Annotated in this window: 15 protein-coding genes and 1 tRNA gene; 14 read left to right on the top strand and 2 right to left on the bottom strand. The window is 54.9% G+C overall.

The genetic code is table 11. From position 1 onward, the window contains the following. Positions 1–35 precede the first annotated feature (35 nt). Together AAAX73_RS08905 and glgB are read right to left on the bottom strand one after the other, a co-directional pair. Positions 36–2,462: a glycogen/starch/alpha-glucan phosphorylase gene (locus AAAX73_RS08905; protein WP_349125680.1), complete on the bottom strand. Its 2,427-nt coding sequence runs from the start codon at positions 2,460–2,462 to the stop codon at positions 36–38. A 94-nt stretch (positions 2,463–2,556) separates the two neighbouring features. Continuing rightward, complete coding sequence (gene glgB, locus AAAX73_RS08900) at positions 2,557–4,818, bottom strand: 1,4-alpha-glucan branching protein GlgB (RefSeq protein WP_118080617.1); 2,262 nt, start codon at positions 4,816–4,818, stop codon at positions 2,557–2,559. A gap of 331 nt (positions 4,819–5,149) precedes the next feature. Here glgB and AAAX73_RS08895 point away from each other — a divergent pair, with 331 nt between their 5' ends. From AAAX73_RS08895 to AAAX73_RS08830, 14 genes are all read left to right on the top strand, one after another. Continuing rightward, positions 5,150–5,839, top strand: a complete 690-nt coding sequence (locus tag AAAX73_RS08895; RefSeq protein WP_118080619.1) for an HAD family phosphatase — start codon at positions 5,150–5,152, stop codon at positions 5,837–5,839. Between the two features lie 9 nt (positions 5,840–5,848). Next, entirely contained in the window at positions 5,849–6,490 is a 642-nt protein-coding gene (locus tag AAAX73_RS08890; RefSeq protein WP_118080621.1) for a thiamine diphosphokinase, read from the top strand. 116 nt (positions 6,491–6,606) lie between these two features. Beyond that, positions 6,607–6,682, top strand: a tRNA-Ala gene (locus AAAX73_RS08885). 792 nt (positions 6,683–7,474) lie between these two features. Beyond that, positions 7,475–8,011 (top strand): antiterminator LoaP, encoded by a 537-nt coding sequence (gene loaP / locus AAAX73_RS08880; RefSeq protein WP_349125679.1) that lies wholly within the window; start codon positions 7,475–7,477, stop codon positions 8,009–8,011. A gap of 170 nt (positions 8,012–8,181) precedes the next feature. Continuing rightward, positions 8,182–9,981: a nucleoside-diphosphate sugar epimerase/dehydratase gene (locus AAAX73_RS08875; RefSeq protein ID WP_349125678.1), complete on the top strand. Its 1,800-nt coding sequence runs from the start codon at positions 8,182–8,184 to the stop codon at positions 9,979–9,981. A gap of 15 nt (positions 9,982–9,996) precedes the next feature. Further along, a complete protein-coding gene (locus AAAX73_RS08870) occupies positions 9,997–11,250 on the top strand; it encodes an aminotransferase class I/II-fold pyridoxal phosphate-dependent enzyme (protein ID WP_349125677.1) in 1,254 nt (417 codons plus the stop codon). Further along, positions 11,250–11,906 carry a sugar transferase gene (locus tag AAAX73_RS08865; RefSeq protein ID WP_349125676.1) on the top strand — a complete coding sequence of 219 codons (657 nt, stop codon included), beginning with the start codon at positions 11,250–11,252 and terminating at the stop codon, positions 11,904–11,906. Before AAAX73_RS08870 ends, AAAX73_RS08865 begins: the two co-directional genes overlap by 1 nt. Beyond that, positions 11,903–13,018, top strand: a complete 1,116-nt coding sequence (locus tag AAAX73_RS08860) for a glycosyltransferase family 4 protein (RefSeq protein ID WP_349125675.1) — start codon at positions 11,903–11,905, stop codon at positions 13,016–13,018. The genes AAAX73_RS08865 and AAAX73_RS08860 overlap by 4 nt, the downstream gene beginning before the upstream one ends. Positions 13,019–13,027: 9 nt before the next feature. Further along, the gene (locus AAAX73_RS08855; protein WP_349125674.1) at positions 13,028–13,429 is read left to right on the top strand and encodes a hypothetical protein; all 402 of its coding nucleotides are present in this window, start codon (positions 13,028–13,030) and stop codon (positions 13,427–13,429) included. 136 nt (positions 13,430–13,565) lie between these two features. Next, entirely contained in the window at positions 13,566–14,543 is a 978-nt protein-coding gene (locus tag AAAX73_RS08850) for a glycosyltransferase (protein ID WP_349125673.1), read from the top strand. After that, a complete protein-coding gene (locus AAAX73_RS08845; RefSeq protein WP_349125672.1) occupies positions 14,543–15,367 on the top strand; it encodes a glycosyltransferase family 2 protein in 825 nt (274 codons plus the stop codon). The genes AAAX73_RS08850 and AAAX73_RS08845 overlap by 1 nt, the downstream gene beginning before the upstream one ends. Further along, complete coding sequence (locus AAAX73_RS08840) at positions 15,339–16,658, top strand: O-antigen polymerase (RefSeq protein WP_349125671.1); 1,320 nt, start codon at positions 15,339–15,341, stop codon at positions 16,656–16,658. The genes AAAX73_RS08845 and AAAX73_RS08840 overlap by 29 nt, the downstream gene beginning before the upstream one ends. A gap of 599 nt (positions 16,659–17,257) precedes the next feature. Continuing rightward, positions 17,258–18,694, top strand: a complete 1,437-nt coding sequence (locus tag AAAX73_RS08835; RefSeq protein ID WP_349125670.1) for a hypothetical protein — start codon at positions 17,258–17,260, stop codon at positions 18,692–18,694. Positions 18,695–18,760: 66 nt separating this feature from the next. After that, a partial coding sequence (locus AAAX73_RS08830) for a sugar phosphate nucleotidyltransferase (protein ID WP_349125689.1) occupies positions 18,761–18,887 on the top strand: 127 nt, incomplete at its 3' end.

The raw sequence follows: 18,887 nt of genomic DNA, 5'->3' as shown, positions 1-18,887 counted from the left end.
TAATGCCGTGCTGGCATAGGGGAGCTTGCGCGCCTTTACGCGTGCCAGATCTCGTCGCGGTACTCGCGAATGGTGCGGTCGCTCGAGAACCAGCCCGAGGAGGCGGTGTTGAGCAGCGCCTTGCGGTTCCAGGTCTCCTGGTCGCCATAGCTGCCCGTGAGTTTCTCCCACGCATCCACGTAGCTGCGGAAATCGGCCATGACCAGGTCGGGGTCGTTGTTGTTCATGAGCTCGTTGTAGATGCTCTCGAAGTTGCCCGAAAGACCCGCAAAGGTGTTGTCCTTGAGCTCGTCCATCACGCGGCCCAGGCGCTCGCGATCGTTGTTGAGCGTATCCCACGCAAAGTAGCTGTTGGATGCCCAGAGCTGCTCGACCTCGGGGGCGGTCAGGCCAAAGATGGCCTCGTTCTCGCGGCCGGCCAGGTCGGCGATCTCGATGTTGGCGCCGTCGAGGGTGCCCAGCGTAATGGCGCCGTTCATCATGAGCTTCATGTTGGACGTGCCCGAGGCCTCCTTGCCGGCCGTGGAGATCTGCTCCGAGATCTCGGCGGCGGGGTAGATGAGCTGGGCGTTGCTCACGCGGAAGTTGGGGATAAAGCAGACCTTCATGACCTCGTTGACGCGGGCATCGTTGTTGATGACGTCGGCCACGGAGTTAATGAGGCGGATGGTCTCCTTGGCAAAGGTGTAGCTCGAGGCAGCCTTGCCGCTAAAGATGAAGGTCGTCGGCGTCACGTGGAAGTTGGGATCGGCGATACGACGGTTGTAGATGTCCATCACCTTCATGATGTTCATGAGCTGGCGCTTGTAGGCGTGGAAGCGCTTTACCTGGACATCGAAGACGGTGTTGGGGTCAATGACCAGACCGGTCTCGGCCTTGACGTAGGCGGCCAGACGCTCCTTGTTGGCGCGCTTGGAAGCGCCCACGGCCTTCAGGAACTCGGTGTCGTTCTGGAACTCCTTGAGCTTCTCCAGCTCAAAGGCGTCCTTGAGCCAGCCGTCACCAATAGCCTCGGTCACAAGCTTGGCGTAGGTGGGGTTGGCCTCGGCAAAGAAGCGACGGTGCGAGATGCCGTTGGTCTTGTTGTTGAACTTCTCGGGCGTCAGGGCATAGAAGTCCTTGAGCACGATGTTCTTGATGATGTCGGAGTGGATCTTGGCCACGCCGTTGACGCTATGGCTGCAGATCACGGACAGGTTGGCCATGCGAATCTCGCCGTCCCACAGGATGGCGGTCTGGCGCAGACGCTCCTGCCAGCCTTCCTGCGTGGTGTCGAACGACTCGTGCCAACGACGGCTGATCTCGTCGATGATCTGGTACACGCGGGGGAGGAGCTTGGAGAACGTGCCGATGGGCCACTTCTCCAGGGCCTCGGGCAGGATGGTGTGGTTGGTGTAGCTCACGACCTGCGTCACGATGTTCCAGGCGTCATCCCACTCGAGCTTCTTCTCGTCGATGAGGATGCGCATGAGCTCGGGGCCGCACATGGCGGGGTGGGTGTCGTTGGTGTGGATGGCCACAAACTGCGGCAGCAGCTCCCAGTTCTCGCCGTGCTCCTTCTCAAAGGTGTCGAGCAGACTGTAGATGCCGGCCGAGACAAACAAGTACTCCTGCTTCAGGCGCAGCAGACGGCCGTGCTCGCCGGCGTCATTGGGGTAGAGGATGGCGCTGATGGCCTCGGCCTCGGCGCGCTCGGCGTCGGCCAGGGCATAGTCGCCGCGGTTGAAGGCCTCCAGGTCAAAGTGCTCCTCGACCGGCTCGGCGGCCCAGACGCGCAGCTTGTTGACGGTCTCGCCGGCATAGCCCACCACGGGGATGTCGTAAGGGACGGCCAGGATGTCCTGCGTGTCCACCGTGCGGTAGAACGTGCGGCCGTTCTCCTCAAAGCCCTCGACGTGGCCGCCAAACTTAATGGTCACGGCCTTGTCCTGACGGCGGACCTCCCAGGGATAGCCGTGGGTGAGCCACTCGTCGGTAGCCTCGACCTGGCTGCCGTTGACGATCTCCTGCTTAAACAGGCCGTAGCGGTAGCGCATGCCGTTGCCGTAGCCGGCAATGCCCTCGGCTGCCATGGAATCCAGGAAGCATGCGGCCAGACGGCCCAGGCCACCGTTGCCCAGCGCCGGATCGGGCTCCTGGTTCTCGATGACGGACAGATCAAAGCCCATGTCGTCGAGCGCCTCGGCAACCATGTCGCGCACGCCAAAGTTGAGCAGGTAGTTGTCGAGCAGGCGGCCGATCAAAAACTCGATCGAGAAGTAGTACACGCGCTTCTTGCCCTCGGCGGTCACGCGGGCGTCACTCTTGGTGGCAACGGTGCGCGCCTTCTCAGCCACGAGCTTGGCCAGGGCGTTAAAGCGGTCCAGGTCGCTGGCGGCCTCGACGCTCTTGCCGCTGATGCTCATGACGGCATCGCGATAGAGCTCGGTAAACTCCTGCTTGTTGTCGAAGATCTTATTCATACGTTCCTTTCCCCCGGGGATGTTTCTCCCGGAACGGTTATGACTTGTATCCTACGCCCCCGCGGGGCGGGTAATTGCAGTGGTAACGCTTTTGTTACGCTTTCTTGGCAGGAGCCTTAACAGCGGCTGCCTTAGCCTTGGGAGCAGCCTTTTTAGTGGCTGCCTTTTTGGCCGTGGTGGATTTGGCCGTGGTCTTGGCGGCAGACTTGGCAGTCTTCGCCTTGGCCGGAGCCTTCTTAGCAGCCGCGGGCTTGGGCTTTACCGTGGACGTACGCTTCTTGGGCGCGGCCTTGGGCTCCTCAACCACGGGCGGCTTATAGCTGCTGGGGCCGCGGCGCTTAAGCACCACGCCAGCCAGGCCGGGCACCTTGATCTCGATGGAATCCATCTGCCCGTTCCAGGGATAGGGCTCGCTTGAGCAGGTGTAGGGTTCCTCGCCGGCATAGCCGCTGCCGCCAAACTCGGGACGGTCGGAATCGAAGATGACCTCCCAGTCGCCCTCGCGCGGCACGCCCACGCGGAAGCTCTCGTAGCTCGCCGGGTCAAAGTTGATCAGGATCACCAGGTCGTCATCGACGTCCTCGCCCTGACGCACAAAGCTCACGATGGACTGCTTGGAGTTATCCGCGTCGATCCAGGTAAAGCCGTCGTCGGTGTAGCCGCGCTCGTACAGGGCTGGCTCGGCGGTATACAGGTGGTTAAGCGCCTTGATAAACGCCTGATGATGCTTGTGAGTCTCATACTCCTCGGTCAAGAACCACTGAATGGACTCGTAGTAGCGCCACTCGATAAACTGGCCGATCTCGTTGCCCATAAAGTTGAGCTTGGCACCGGGGTGCGTCATCTGGTAGAAGGCCAGCGTGCGCAGGCCGGCAAACTGGCGCCACCAGTCGCCCGGCATGCGGCCGATGAGCGAGCACTTGCCGTGCACGACTTCGTCGTGGCTCAGCGGGCAAATAAAGTTCTCGGTAAAGGCGTACATGATGGAGAACGTGAGCAGGCCGTGGTTGCCGGGGCGCCACGGAAAATCGGTCTGCATGTAGTGCAGGGTGTCGTTCATCCAGCCCATGTCCCACTTGTAGTGGAAGCCCAGGCCGCCGTCCTGCGGCGGATAGGTCACGAGCGGCCACGCTGTGGACTCCTCGGCCATCATCATTACGTCGGGGTAGTGTGCCTCTACAGCGCAGTTCACCTGGCGGATAAACGCGCTGGCGTCCAGATCCTCCTCGGTTCCGTACTTGTTGAACTTCTTTTGGCCGGGATCGTCAATGCCAAAGTTGAGGTACAGCATGCTGGACACGCCGTCCATGCGAATGCCGTCCACGTGGAAGTTTTCGAGCCAGTACAGCACGTTAGAGACCAGGAAGGAGCGGACCTCGCCGCGGGCGAAGTCAAACTTGTGCGTGCCCCAGTTGGGGTGAATCTCGTGCTCAAATAGCATGTGGCCGTTAAAGGTGGCAAGGCCGTGGGAGTCGGCGCAAAAACCGCCGGGCACCCAGTCCATGATCACACCGATGCCCGCCTCATGGCACGCATCGATAAAGTGCATGAGCTGCTGCGGGTTGCCGTAGCGCGACGTGGCGGCGTAATAGCCGGTCGTCTGGTAACCCCAGGAGCCATCGAAAGGATGCTCCATAAGCGGCATGACCTCGATATGCGTGTAGCCCATGTCGCGCACGTAGTCCACGAGCTCAACCGACAGGTCGTCGTAGGTGTAAAACTCGCCGCGCTGCGCGGGGAAGGGGTCCATGGGGCCGGGGTAGTTGCCGTACTCGTCGGGCTCGCCCTGTGGCGCGTCGCCGTGGCGCTTCCACGAGCCAATATGTACCTCGTAGATGTTAAGGGGCTGCGACATGTGGTTATGGCTGGCGCGGCGCTTGAGCCATGCGGCGTCGTTCCACTGGTAGCCATCGAGGGTCCACAGCACGCTCGCGGTACCCGGAGGGCACTCGGCCTTAAAGGCGTACGGATCGGCCTTGTAGAGCTTTTCGCCCTCGTTGGTCTCGATGAGAAACTTATAGAGCTGACCCTGCTCGGCGCCAGGAATAAAGCCTTCCCAAATAGCGCTCGTATGCATGGGCACCAACGGGTTGGCTTGCTCATCCCAGTCGTTAAATTCGCCAATGACATGGACGCTTTTTACATCGGGCGCCCAAACGCAAAAACGCCAGCCGCGCGTACGGTTCTGCGTGTCGGGGTGCGCGCCCATCTTTTCCCAGCTGCGCTCCCACGTGCCGATGCCAAATAGGTAGACATCGTCCTTGGTGAGCTCCGGTGCATGCGGGGCGGCTTTGCGGGTAGCAGGCTTTTTGGTTGCTGGCTTTAGCTTTGTATCGCTCACGTTTGATCCCATCATGACGCGGCAGCGTGTTGCCTTGGTGACTAGATGCGAAAGGTCCAAGGCTGCACGAATCGAAGGGACGGCGATAGTTCTATGATTCGTTCCACCTCGCGTGCTCGGTGGAACTTTCGGCAAAAACTACGATAACACCTGTACGTTACTTTTATGGACGAAAGAGGATTTGCGGGCGCGTTTAATCGGTAAGCGCCATGTTTATACCACTTGCAGAATTGCTGTGGTAAAACTCTTGACAGTTTTATCAATTAGCGTTTCTAGATTGTTAGGTTGACGTTTGGTAAAACGTATTTAGCAGGTTGTTTACCTTTTGACATCGAAAGGCTCGTTTATGGACCACATCGCCGCCCCAAGTGTCGCTTTTATTTTCGATTGCGACGGCACGCTGGTTAATAGCACCCCCGTTTGGGCCTATGCCCAGCCCGAGTTGCTGCACCGCCACGGGGTTGACGTGACGGTCGATGATTTTGCCCAGTTTGAGCATTTATCGCTCGAGGACGAGTGCCAGGCCTACCACGACACCTGGGGCATTGGCGAAAATGGCGAGGAGCTCTACCGCGAGCTGAGCGACATCCTGATCGATGGTTACTCCAAGGTGCCGCCCCGTGAGGGTCTGCTTGCATTTTTGAAACAGGCACAGGAGGCCGGTATTGCCATGTGCGTGGCCACGTCCACTCCGGCCGAGCTGGTTACGTCTGCGCTTGCGGGCGCCGGGCTCGATGCCTACATGGAGTTTGTTACCACCACGGGCGAGGCGGGACGCTCCAAGCAGTTCCCTGATGTGTACGAGCTGGCGCTGCGCCGTCTGGAGGAGCGCCATGGGCACAAGTTTGAGCGTGCATGGGTGTTTGAGGACGCCGTCTTTGGCCTTAAGAGCTCTGGCACTGCCGGCTTTAAGCGCGTGGGCATTTATGATCCACACGGACGCATGGAGCGCGACGAGGTTCGCGACAACTGCGACATCTTTATCGATAGCTATGAGGACCTTGATTTGGCCCGCGTGCTTTCGTTTGAGGGATAGGCGAGAGCTGTGGCTTGCAAGGTATTGGTGGTCTGCGGCTCGCCCGTGGTAGCGAGCGCGGATCTGCTACGTCAGCTGGCGGGGAAGTGCGACCACGTTGTCGCCGTGGACCGTGGGCTCGACGCGTTGTTGAACGCCGGTCTGGGCTGCGATGTGTATGTGGGAGATGCCGACACGGTGAGCGACGCGGGTCGCGCACTGGTCGATGCCGCCACCGACTTTGAAGTTGAGCGTCACGACCCCTACAAGGACTATACCGATCTGGCGCTGGCGCTCGATTCCGTCCGTCGTCGCTGGCCGGGTGCCGAAGTGGTTGTGACCTGCGCCACCGGTGGCCGTCCCGACATGGCCCTGTCCGTGCTGGGGCTGCTCGCGGGCTACGAGGACGCCCCCGTCTGGATCGCCGAGGACATGGTGGTCGCTCGCATCCTTCACGCAGGCGAGTCGTGGACCATCGAGGACGCCGAGGGCAAGACGTTCTCCATCATCGCCATAGCCCCCAACACCGAGGTAAGCGAACATGGCCTAGAGTGGGAGCTAGATCACAGCCCCCTAGGTCTGCTAGCCGACACAGGCATTAGCAACGTCGTCAGGTCAACAGCCACGATCCAAGTCCACACCGGCACCGCCATCGCTTACCTCTACAAGTAAAGGCCATCGCATCAGGGTTTTATCCACCGTCCCAGGAAAACCCGTAAAGTGGATAATCAATCCAAAATTCCCCCTTGCATCTCAGCAAACATTCCCCTATAGTATCTCCTCGTCACGGGGGCGTAGCTCAGCTGGGAGAGCGCTTGACTGGCAGTCAAGAGGTCAGGGGTTCGATCCCCCTCGTCTCCACCACCGTGAATGCAAAGCCTTCGGGAAACCGAAGGCTTTTTTCGTATACAGCCACTGCGCAAACCAAAGTGATGCCACACCAGCACCCACACCCAAAAAAGTTGCGCAATTTATTTACCACTTCTGTACATAGTTTGTTAACCCAACATTATTCCTTTTTGCATTTCACACCGTCATCGTTGTAGCTTGGGCAGCTCGCACCAAGAGTTACGCCCGCATTAACCTGCGTCAATGTGAACAAGTTTGCAAAATAACCCCCTTAAGCACTGCAAATGAATGATATGTGGCGCGGGCGGCCTAAATCGGTTTCTAGCCGGCTTGTGCTAACATTTCTATCGTTACATCGGTTCAACTGCGCTCACGGCTTAACCGGTCGTGAAGCACAGGGCAGATCAGCATCCGGCCGTAACGGCGGTGCCAGAAAAACCACGAGCTCCAATAGTGTCGTCATGCGAATCGCATCGAATGACTTTGTTCTTGACTTTGTGCAGGCTGTTCTTTCGAATTGTTATTTCATGACAAAGCGCAGTAGTCCTGCAGCTGTTTGCGTGCGGTCCAGTTTTGTACCCGCTTGACTGGGCCGCACGCAGCCAGCTGGAGACGCGGTCATTTTGCGATACACGTCCGCGACTCTAGCCACTGCGCTTATACATACCGTTCACGGTGGGGCAGAGCCACGTGCTTGTCTAACTGGGCTCAGGGTTTGAATATGGAGCGCCTTCGCGCACAAGCGCCCTGGCGAAGCCATACCCAAACCCCGTGAGCCACACGTAAGACAGCAAGGGGGTGGTGCTCGTGTGGTATGTGATCCAGGTCATAAACGGTCGCGAAGATGTAATGTGCGAGCGCATCGAGCGTATGGTGCCGGCTGGTGCCATGCAGGAGCTCTTTTATCCCCAATTTCAAACCGAGATTAAAGTACGCGGTGAATGGGTCAACACGACCAAGCCACTCTTTCCCGGTTATCTTATCTGCGATACGTCAGATCCCCGCACCGTGCAACAGTATCTGCTGCGCATGGACGACTTTGCTCGGGTGCTTTCCCAGGACGGTCAGTTTGTGCCGCTGGCAAAAGAAGAGGCTCAGCTTATTGGCAGCTTTACGCATAGGGGAGACCGCGTAGTGCCTATGAGCGAGGCCCTAAAAGACGGCGACCAGGTCGTAGTGACGGCAGGTCCGCTGCTGGGCCACGAAGGCCTTATCAAAACCATTAACAGACGCAAGAGCACTGCTTATTTGGAGCTCGATCTGTGCGGCCGACGCGTAACTACTCGCGTTGGCCTTGCCGTGCTTTCGGCCGAGCAGCGCGTAATGCGAAACCTTAAAAGTTGATCGCCTAGCTGCTGGCGATTGATTAAAGGGACAGGGAAGATCCCCGTGGGTGGGGACAGCGGGATCAATAGGGAAGAAGAGTACAAATCTTGAACACTGAATCTAAAAGCGCAAAGCAAAAGGGGAAGCTGAGCGCCTTTGAGCCGTATGCGTTGATGGCATTTGACATTGTGGCAACTTTTATTGCCGTGTTTATTGCATCGTGGGGAACGCAGCATTGGGCGACGCTCAGCGGGGCAGCCGGCGTATGTCCGGCTATTTTTGTGCTTGCGCTTGTCAACGTTGTTGTCTTTTGGTTCTTTCATATGTATAGCAGCTTGTGGCGCTATGCGAGCATTTCCGAGGCTGGACGTATTGTTGCTGCTGTAACGGTAGGCTCGGTAATTGGCGACGTTATCTTTAACGTGTTATTTGGCAAGGGCATGACCCTTCGTGAGGACGTTATGGCATGGGCTGTCGTCCTCATTATTTGCGGTGGCGGCCGCTTTGCCATTCGCGCAATTTATGGTAGCCAGCTCTGGCGCTTTAAAAGCAATTCCGATGCGCATCTCCCGCGTACGCTCATCGTAGGAGCAGGGGAGACCGGCTCTCTTTCCATCAAACGTATGCTCAACGGAGACCCCGATATGATTGGAGATCCGGTTGCTGTTGTTGACGATGATCCCAATAAGCAAAATCAGCGTATTCATGACGTTAAGGTCTGGGGTACTTGCGCCGATATCCCTACTATTGCGCACGATTGTGAGGCTGAACAGATTGTCGTGGCAATTCCGAGTGCCACGCATGAAGAGCGTCAGCGAATCTATGATCTGTGCATGAAGACAGGTCTTAGGGTCCTCACGCTCCCCAATGTCCGTGATATTCCGCAGGATGGTGTTGGCAGGGTTGCTCTTCGTGAGGTCGAGATCAGCGACTTGCTTTCTCGCGAGGAGAAGTCGCTTGACCTTAACCAGATGGGCTACGTTACCGGTAAGCGCATTTTGGTCACGGGCGGCGGCGGATCTATTGGCTCAGAGCTTGTACGTCAGCTGCTTCCGGCAAAGCCTGCGCAAATCGTGTTGTTCGACATTTACGAGAACACTACCTACGAGCTGTATCACGACATTATCAAGACCGCTCATGATCAGGGCACTGATATTCAAGTCTATATCGGCTCCATTACACATCTTCCAGCTATTACCAAGGTCTTTGAGAAGTACCATCCTCAAGTTGTTTTCCACGCTGCAGCCCACAAGCACGTTCCTCTTATGGAACACAACGCCCGCGAGGCAATCGAGAATAACGTCTTTGGCACGCTCAATGTTGTACGCCTTGCCGACAAGTACCAGTGCAGCCACTATGTGCAAATTTCTACCGATAAGGCCGTTAATCCCACTAACGTAATGGGCGCCACCAAGCGTATGGACGAGATGATCGTTCAGTATTACGCGGCAAACAGTAAGACTATCTTTACGGCTGTTCGCTTTGGCAATGTTCTGGGTAGTCACGGATCGGTCATCCCGCTGTTTAAACGCCAGCTTCGTGAGGGTGGCCCTATCACCATTACGCACAAGGACATCACGCGTTACTTCATGACCATCCCGGAGGCTAGCAAGCTTGTCATTACTGCCGGCGCTCTGGCGCATGGCGGCGAGATTTTTGTATTGGACATGGGCGAGCCGGTCAAGATCTACGACCTTGCCATCAACCTTATTACGCTGAGCGGTCTTAAGCCTGGCAAAGATATCCAGATCAAAGAGGTCGGCCTGCGTCCTGGCGAAAAGATGTACGAGGAGCTCCTTATGGACAACGAGCAGCTCCTGCCTACCGAACATTCCGAGATCCGCATTTCCACAGCCGAGGCCGACAAGATGGAAGAGATCAAAGACAAGCTCGAGAAGCTTCATGACTGCCTCGACAAGGATAACGACACGGTTAAGTCCGTTCTTGCTGAGGTTGTACCTACATATCATCCGCAGTTTAACGATTAGGGATAAGGAGCCGAGATGGACATTAAACCCTTCGAGAATAAGGTTTGGCTTAGCTCGCCGACCATGCATGGTGATGAGCTTAAATACATCACCGAAGCCTACGAGACTAACTGGATGTCGACGGTAGGCGAGAACATAAATGAGGTCGAGCGCCAAATGGCCGAAAAGATTGGTTGCGGCTATGCCGTTGCCCTTTCTTGCGGTACTTCTGCGCTGCATCTTGCCATGAAACTCGCTGGAATTAAGTCTGGTGATAAGGTTCTTTGCAGTGATATGACTTTCGACGCTACGGTGAACCCAGTTGTTTACGAGGGTGGTGTTCCTGTATTTATCGATACGGAGCGCGATACCTGGAACATGGATCCCGTCGCTCTTGAGAAGGCTTTTGAGCTGCATCCGACCGCTAAGGTTGTTGTAGCTGCGCATCTTTACGGCACGCCCGGTAAGGTAGATGAGCTTCGAACCATTTGCGATGCGCACGGAGCAATCCTTGTTGAAGATGCTGCCGAGTCGTTGGGTGCCACCTATAAGGGCGCTCAAACTGGCACGTTCGGCGATGTCAGTGCTATCAGCTTTAACGGCAATAAAATCATTACCGGTTCTGCCGGCGGTATGCTCTTAACGGACAGCAAAGAAGCAGCCGATAAAGCGCGCAAATGGTCAACTCAGTCGCGCGAAGCTGCTCCGTGGTACCAGCACGAAGAGCTGGGTTACAACTATCGCATGAGCAACGTGATTGCAGGCGTAGTGCGTGGCCAGATTCCCTATCTGGAGGAGCATATTGCCCAAAAGAAGGCTATTTACATGCGTTACAAGGAGGGCTTCAAGGGGCTGCCGGTGAGCATGAACCCCTATGACTCCAGCGTTTGCGAGCCGAATTTCTGGCTTTCCTGCATGCTTATTGATTCTGATGCCATGTGTAAACAGGTTCGCGGTGAGAGTGAGGCTCTTTACGTAAGCGAGTCTGGTAAGAGCTGCCCCACCGAAATTCTTGAGGCTATCGCCGCCATCAATGCAGAAGGCCGTCCCATTTGGAAGCCTATGCATATGCAGCCAATCTATCGCATGAACGCATTTGTGACACGCGAAGGAAATGGTAGGGCTAAGACAAACGCCTATATCTCTGGCGGTGCAACGGGTGCAGATGGCTTGCCTTTGGATGTAGGCGCCGACATCTTCCAGCGTGGTTTATGTCTGCCCTCTGACAATAAGATGACGCCCGAACAGCAGGACCGCATTATCGAGGTCATCAAGGGGTGCTTCGCGTAATGGCGCAAGCCGTCCACAAAGCTAACTTTTACGAGCGCTGCGTGAAGCGAGCGCTCGATTTTATCATCGCTCTTGCTTTTATAGTGCTGTTCTGGTGGATGTACGCTATCCTGGCCATCCTGGTTAGGATCAAGTTGGGTACTCCTGTGCTGTTTACTCAGGAGCGACCTGGCAAGGGTGAAAACATCTTCAAGATGTATAAGTTCCGCACAATGACTGACGAGTGCGATGCGAACGGCGAACTGCTGCCTGACGAGGTGCGCCTGACTAAATTCGGCAGCGCCTTGCGTTCCACAAGCTTTGACGAGTTGCCCGAAGTGTTCAACATCTTAAAGGGCGACATGAGCCTGATTGGACCCAGGCCGCTTCTGGTACAGTACCTGCCCCTCTACAACGAGGAACAGCGCCACCGCCATGATGTGCGGCCAGGTATGACGGGTTGGGCGCAGGTGAACGGGCGCAACGCTCTTAGCTGGGAGCAGAAGTTCGCCTATGACGTGGAATACGCTCGCAATTGCACATTCACTATGGACCTAAAAGTGTTCTTAACAACGTTCAAGGTAATTTTCAGCCGAAGTGGAATTAGCAGTGGCACCTCGGTGACTATGGAAGCGTTCACAGGTACGCCATCAGATGGAAAGGTTGAGACTCGATGAAGGTGCTGATCCTTGCCAATAATGATGGAGGCTTGCTTCATTTTAGGGGTGAACTGATCGCGGAACTCGTTAAAGCTGGGCATGAGGTTGTTTTCTGCATACCAAGCGGCGAGCTGGTTCCTGAGATTGAAAAACTCGGGGCCTCATTCATTGATAACCCTTTTCTAATTCGGCGTGGCACGAATCCAGTGGACGATGTCCAACTGATTCGTTTTTATCGTAAGGTGCTTAAAAGAATCCAACCCGACATTGTGTTTACATATACAATTAAACCAAACGTGTATGGTGGTATTCTCTGCGGTAAGTTCGGTATTCCCTACCTTGTTAATATTACAGGATTGGGTACTGCGGTCGAGAATGATGGACCGCTTCAGAAGTTAACACTCGGGCTTTATAAGCTAGGGCTGAAGAGGGCACAGGTCGTTTTTTTCCAAAACGAGGCGAACAGGGATTTTATGCTATCCAGGGGGATCGTAGGGAATCGTTGCGATCTGTTGCCTGGCTCCGGAGTTAATCTTCAGCGATTTCGTCTTTTGGACTATCCAAAAGACGATGGGGTTATTCGTTTCTTTTTCTTCGCTCGAGTAATGCGTGAAAAAGGCATCGAAGAATTCCTCGAAGCTGCTAGGCAGATTCGAGGAAGGCACCCAAATACAGAGTTTCATGTCTGCGGCAGCTGTGAGGAAGAATACAGAGGTTCCCTCGAGGCTTGCGAGAAGGACGGCGTCGTCATCTACCACGGAAGCGTCAAAGACGTGCGAGAGATGCATGCCCTGTCAAGCTGCACGGTGCATCCCACTTTCTATCCGGAGGGTATGTCGAATGTCCTGCTGGAGAGCTGCGCCTGCGGCAGACCGATCATTACGACGAACCGGCCTGGGTGCAGGGAGGTCGTGGATGACGGCGTCAATGGCTTCGTCGTAAAGCAGAGAGACGCGGAAGACCTTATCTCAATAATCGAGAATTTTCTTGCCCTGTCCTATGCCGAGAAAAGGGAGATGGGCCTGAACGGCAGGAGAAAGGTCGAGAGGGAGTTCGACAGGCAGATAATTGTCGAGCGCTACCTGAAGGAAATGGCGGTTATAGAAGAAGCGAAGGAGGCGCGCCGTTGAGGGGGGGCGGTGAACAACGTTATCAGCGCTACATGGACATTTTTAAGGATGGCCGTTTGGAAAATCGGGCTGATGGGAAGCCTTCACCTCAAAGGCGCGATCCAAAGGATTTCACACAATGAGATTTGTAATTTCAATGAGGACTCGAAAGTCAATATCGGGTGCAGCGTCCGAATCCTCAGCGGAAGCAAGATTAAGGAGAGAAAAGGCTCGAACTCTACAATCGACGGCAACTTCCGCATCAACTATAACCGCATGGACATCTGCCATGACGCGGTAACTATCGGCGCAGGCACAGAGTTCGGACCAAATGTCCTCGTTTACGAACATGACCATACCTTCATGGAGGGGTCCTCAAAGAGGGCTTCTTCGTATGCGTACCGGTGGAGATTGGAGAGAACTGTTGGATAGGCGCGGGAACGATAATCCTTCGAGGAATGAAAATCGAGGCGAACTCGGTGGTCTCGGCGGGGAGCATCGTGAAAGGCGAGTTTTCCAGCGATTCCTTGATCTTGCATCGGCGCACCACAGAAGTTCGGGGCTGCTGATGGCTAATATGGATGGCGTCATCCATAGAGGAATGACGGCCACCATCGTCATGGCGACGTACAACGGAAGGCAGTTCCTTCGGGAGCAGCTTGACTCGATTGTTTCGCAGGGGCGACAGGCTGACGAGGTGGTGATCGTCGACGACTGTTCGAGCGATGGCACGCCGGAGTACATCGATGCGTACATTGATGAGCACGGCCTGACGGACACATGGAGGATCTATCGCAACGAGAAGAACCTCGGGTTCGTTGGAAACTACCTCAAGGGATGCTCGCTCGCGAAGGGTGACGTCGTCTTTTTCTCCGACCAAGACGACGTTTGGGCGGATGGCAAGATTTCCAAGATGATGTCCGTGTTTGAGAGGCACGAAGACGCGCTCGTAGTATCGTGCGACACGACGATCATCGACCAGGACGACAGGCCCGACAACACATTCCAGACCTCGCTTAGGCGCACGGGGGAGGGAGTATGGAAGGTTGACTTCGACCAGCAGGTCTCATCTATGCTCAGTAGCGGCCTGACGCTTGGCGTGAAGCACTCCTTTATGGATGAGATGACTCCCATCATCGAGCGCGAGGACCTCGTGTACGATTCGCCGCTCGGGCTCTTCGCGGCGGCCAAGGGTGGATTCTACCGCGTCGGCGGAGAGGCACTTGTCCTGCACAGGGTTCACAGGAGCAACGCATCCGCGCCCACCTATTCTCTGAAGTCGAGACTGTCAAACCCCGAACAGCACATTAAAGGCAGAAAGCATCAGCTCAAGCATATCAAGGCGTGTAGAAAGTACTGCGCCAACGAGCTGGATTCCGGTACGCTCGATCGACTCGATGAGGAGATTGCGGCACGTGAGATTGCCGTCAAAGCCATGGAGGAGCGAAAGCCGCTTCCGCTTATAGCGCAATTGATTAAGAAGGGGCCGATGGCCAACGAGAAAATTAGCCTTGTGAACCTCATTGTCGCCCTAAGGAGACATTGATGAGGGGCATTGCGGCCTGCATCGTTACCTTCAACCCGGAGCTTGCGCGCTTTTCGGAATGTCTGTCCGCCGTAGCCGAACAGGTGGAACACGTTTTTGTCGTGGACAACGGCTCAAACGAGACGGGTGGGGTGAAAGCGCTCTGCCGTGAATATGACAATGCAATTTTCGTTCCCCTGGGGGAGAATAAAGGCATTGCTGCCGCCCTCAACATGGGATGTGCTGCCGCAGACGAGAAGCGCTGCACCGCCGTATTGACGCTCGACCAGGACTCGGTATGTGAAGATGGCTTGGTGGAGAAGCTGGCGGCGCATTTGACCAAAGACGTTGGGGTTGCGGCACCTTGGATTTCTTACGCGGGCAACGAGGAATATTACGAATTGCCGCAAGATGGGCCCTACGAGGTCGAATGGACGATAACTAGCGCGTCGTTGACGAGCCTTGACGCCTGGAGGAAGATCGGTGGTTTCGATGAGACATTGTTCATCGACAGCGTTGATCGCGATTTCTGCATTCGACTTCGTAGAGCCGGCTATCGCGTGGTCATTGACCCTGCGACTTCGCTGTCCCATGAACTTGGAGACATGCGCTGCGTCCGGATTCTCGGCAAGGTAATTCACGTCACCAACCACAGCAGTTTTCGCAAGTACTACATAGCCAGAAATAAAATTCTTCTCTTTAGAAAAAGCGAGATTGCTCTTCCTGTATGTCTCAAAGAGGAAGCGCAGGAAGCTATTAAGATCCTATTTGAACAAAACCGTATGTCGAAAGTTGTCGCAATCATTCGTGGAGTTCATGACGGACTATCGCGTAAAGCGAACTAGAGCGACGTATCGGAAGGTTGCCGTGCTATATCTATATTCTTTAACACTGCTCATAATGCTTGGCCTCGTAATTTTGATTACGCGAGATTTATTTGCACATAACGCGTTGTCTCTCTTAGCGTGGGTGATGGCGTTTTTCTCTCTAGTAAATTGCGGATATAGGATTGATGAAAACAGTCCGGCCTATCTTGTTTTAGTTATTGGAATACTTGCGTTTCAATTCTTCTTTTTATTCTCAGCTGGTTCCAGAAAAGAACATGAGGCCCACGGACACGAGGCACTATTCTCTTTGGACAATGAGAACCTGAAGAAAATACTTGTGATTGAGGTATTGGTCGTTGCGGTTGTATTCGCTTGCTTTTTGACACAAGTGCCACAGGTCGAACAAATTACGACTCTGCTTACTACTATGAAATCGGGAGATTCGGACAGTGCGTTGAAGATGCCGTCTTGGATGGGATATGCGGAAAATATTATCGAAGGATTCTCGATTGCTATCCTGTTTTCGTACTTCAAGTGCGACGAGACGATCAGAAGGCAAAATGCAAAGCTTGTTGTATTGCAGGTGATTTTAGGGCTTGCATGTTGTTTTTTAAAATTAAGCAGAAATGGTTTTTTGTGGTACCTACTGCCGTTGGTGGCTGTGTTTGTAAAAGGCAAAAAACTATCGTTTAGGCAGTGCGTATATGTGCTGCTTGTTGGCTCGGTCGCCTTCCTTGTGATATTTTTCGGTTTCGCCTGGCTTAAATATGGATATAGATACTCCACGTTCAATTTCGGTGAATTATTCTCTGATCAGTTCATTAGCTACCTTGCATCTCCCCTTGTTTGTTTCCAGCTATTTTTCGATTCTTATCAGCCGAGTGGAACGTTCTCTAACACGCTTCGATTTTTTTCGGCGTTTAACGTGGCCCTTGGCCTGGGCGATGGCGCGAACGAACTTGTCCAGCAATTTATATATATTGCCAATGGCGTATCCAGCAATGTATACACCATGTTCCAGTATTACTGCGATGATTTTGGCGTAGTATACAGCATTATTATGAGTGCGATTTTGGGCTTGATGTCTGGTTTTTGCTACAAGCGAGAGAATGTTGATGCACTGTTTGGATACCTAAGCTGTCTGCTTCTATATCCGGCCTTTATGCAGTTCTTCCAAGATCAGTATTTTTCGCTTGCTTCTACTTGGCTGCAACTTCTTTTTGTGGGGCTTATTGTGTTTAGAACCAAGCTTGTTCTGCGTCGCGTTGAGGCTGAGCAAGTCAATTTTTCTCGGGAGTTAAAATGCTAGGAATCCGAACGAAAATTAGGCATGTATCCGCTTCTTTGAAGTGGGCCAAAGCCAATGGGCACAACAGAACACAACTCGGGCGTTGGGCAATCGGGCTCGACAATGTCACAATTGGCGATTACTCCTACGGGGAAATCAACGTTCTTACGGCGTCCAAGCAGCCCAAGCTCGCCATAGGCGAATTATGCTCGATTGCGCCAAATGTGACTTTCGTTATTCACAACAACCATCCCATCGATCATTTCACGACGTTTCCTCTGCGCCGCTTTGTCTTGGGAGAGACTTACGATGAGGCATGCGGGGACGGCGGTATCGTCGTCGAAGAAGACGTTTGGATTGGCTACGGCGCGACCATCTTGGACGGCGTCCATATAGGCCGGGGGGGGTCGTCGCAGCAGGGGCTGTCGTCACCAAGGACGTGGAGCCTTACACGATCGTTGGGGGTGTGCCGGCAAAACCCGTCAAGAAACGCTTCAGCCAGGACGTCATCGACCGGCTCCTTGCGCTCGACTACTCGAAGGTGGACAGGCGTTTCATGGAGACACATATCGAACAGCTCTATCGTCCGCTGGACGAGCGCTCCATTGGGGAGCTGCTAGATGAGCCAGGGGACAGGCATGAACTATAGGTCTCTGGCGGGCAACATGGTTGTCGCGTTCGCGGCCCAGGGTATCTCGTTCTTGGCGAGCGTCGCTATGTCACTTCTCGTGCCGAAGGTGCTCGGCGTCGAGACGTACGGCTATTGGCAGCTGTTTATTTTTTACGCTAGCTACTCTGGCTTCTTCATGCTCGGTCTCAACGACGGTATCTACCTCATCGAGGGCGGTAACACGAGAGGCGAGATAGACAAGCGAGCTGTGAACTCGCAGTTTCGCTTCGGCATGGCATTCCAGCTCGTCGTGGCCGCCGTCATCGCCATCATCGCCGTTGTTTGGGCGCCCGAGGCGCAGCGCTCATTCGTCCTACTGGCGTTCGCCCTCTACACCGTGCTCTGTAACCTTGCCGGATTCCTTGGCTATATCTTCCAGTCGATGAACGAGACCAAGCTCTTCTCGTATTCCACCATGATCGACCGCCTGGTGTTTCTGGCCATCATCCTCGTGATGGTATTTATTCGGGTCCCTGATTTCGAGCCCTATGTTTTCGCCTTTTTAATTTCGAAAGCCTGTTCGCTGACCTATTGCATCGTTCGCTCCCGTGATTTCTTCGCGGCCAGGGCGCTGCCCTTGACGGAGGCCGCCAGGCTGAGCCTTTCGAGCATGAAGGTCGGCTTCGCACTGATGATATCGAACGTGGCCTCGATGCTCGTCCTGGGTGTTGCGCGGGCGCTGGTAGACAACGCCTGGGGAATTGAGGCCTTCGGGCGCGTGTCGTTCTGGCTCTCGATGGTGAACTTCTTCATAACCTTTGTGTCGCAGGCGAGCATGGTGCTGTTCCCGGCGCTTAGGCAGGGCACCGAGGGAGAACGAAGAGCTTTCTACCGCTTCGTTCGCGACATGATGGAGGTGACGTTTCCTGTGGTCTACCTCCTGTATTTCCCGATGGCATGGGTGCTGTCCCTCTGGCTTCCGCAATACGCCGACACCATGCACTATTTCGCGATTCTGTTGCCCGTCTGCGTGTTCGATACGAAGATGAACCTGTGCTGCACCACGTATTTTAAGGTGCTGAGGGAGGAACGGACGCTCCTCAAGGTGAACCTTTGCACGCTAGCGGGCAGCATAGCGCTTTGCACCATTGGCGTTTACGTGATCGGATCGCTCGATGCCGTCCTGCTTGGCACCGTCGCATGCATCGTTTGCCGTTCCCTTTGGTCGGAACGGCACTTGAACGCGAAAATTGGGGTTTCCACAACACCCGCTCCCATCGAAGAGGTCGTGCTCACAGCTGCGTTTGTGGCGCTAGCGCTTTGCGCGCCCGCGCTTGTTGCCGTCCTGGGGTATTTGGCGCTTTACGCAGCTTATTTGGTACTGAACAGGCATTCGGCGCGAGACATGCTTGCCTTGACCAAGCGAGTGCTTACGCGTGGGAAATGAACGGATGCATAGCGCGGCTGGTCTGGAATAGATACTCAATTACTCAACTTAGAAAGGAATAGCACAATGAAAGGCATCATCCTCGCCGGCGGGTCCGGCACGCGCCTGTACCCGCTCACGCTCGTGACCTCCAAGCAGCTGCTGCCGGTCTACGACAAGCCCATGATCTACTACCCGCTCAGCACACTCATGC

The organism is Collinsella sp. CLA-ER-H9, from assembly GCF_040092295.1.
Taxonomy (GTDB): domain Bacteria; phylum Actinomycetota; class Coriobacteriia; order Coriobacteriales; family Coriobacteriaceae; genus Collinsella.
The sequence above is the reverse complement of the archived record's forward strand: the minus strand, read 5'-3'. Positions and strand labels throughout refer to the sequence as shown.

Excerpts from the sequence above, each read along its gene's own strand:
- AAAX73_RS08860 (WP_349125675.1), top strand. The coding sequence starts at position 11,903 with ATGAAGGTGCTGATCCTTGCCAATAATGATGGAGGCTTGCTTCATTTT.
- AAAX73_RS08850 (WP_349125673.1), top strand. The coding sequence starts at position 13,566 with ATGGCTAATATGGATGGCGTCATCCATAGAGGAATGACGGCCACCATC.
- AAAX73_RS08865 (WP_349125676.1), top strand. The coding sequence starts at position 11,250 with ATGGCGCAAGCCGTCCACAAAGCTAACTTTTACGAGCGCTGCGTGAAG.
- AAAX73_RS08905 (WP_349125680.1), bottom strand. The coding sequence starts at position 2,462 with ATGAATAAGATCTTCGACAACAAGCAGGAGTTTACCGAGCTCTATCGC.
- AAAX73_RS08845 (WP_349125672.1), top strand. The coding sequence starts at position 14,543 with ATGAGGGGCATTGCGGCCTGCATCGTTACCTTCAACCCGGAGCTTGCG.
- AAAX73_RS08835 (WP_349125670.1), top strand. The coding sequence starts at position 17,258 with ATGAGCCAGGGGACAGGCATGAACTATAGGTCTCTGGCGGGCAACATG.
- AAAX73_RS08895 (WP_118080619.1), top strand. The coding sequence starts at position 5,150 with ATGGACCACATCGCCGCCCCAAGTGTCGCTTTTATTTTCGATTGCGAC.
- AAAX73_RS08870 (WP_349125677.1), top strand. The coding sequence starts at position 9,997 with ATGGACATTAAACCCTTCGAGAATAAGGTTTGGCTTAGCTCGCCGACC.
- AAAX73_RS08840 (WP_349125671.1), top strand. The coding sequence starts at position 15,339 with ATGACGGACTATCGCGTAAAGCGAACTAGAGCGACGTATCGGAAGGTT.
- glgB (WP_118080617.1), bottom strand. The coding sequence starts at position 4,818 with ATGATGGGATCAAACGTGAGCGATACAAAGCTAAAGCCAGCAACCAAA.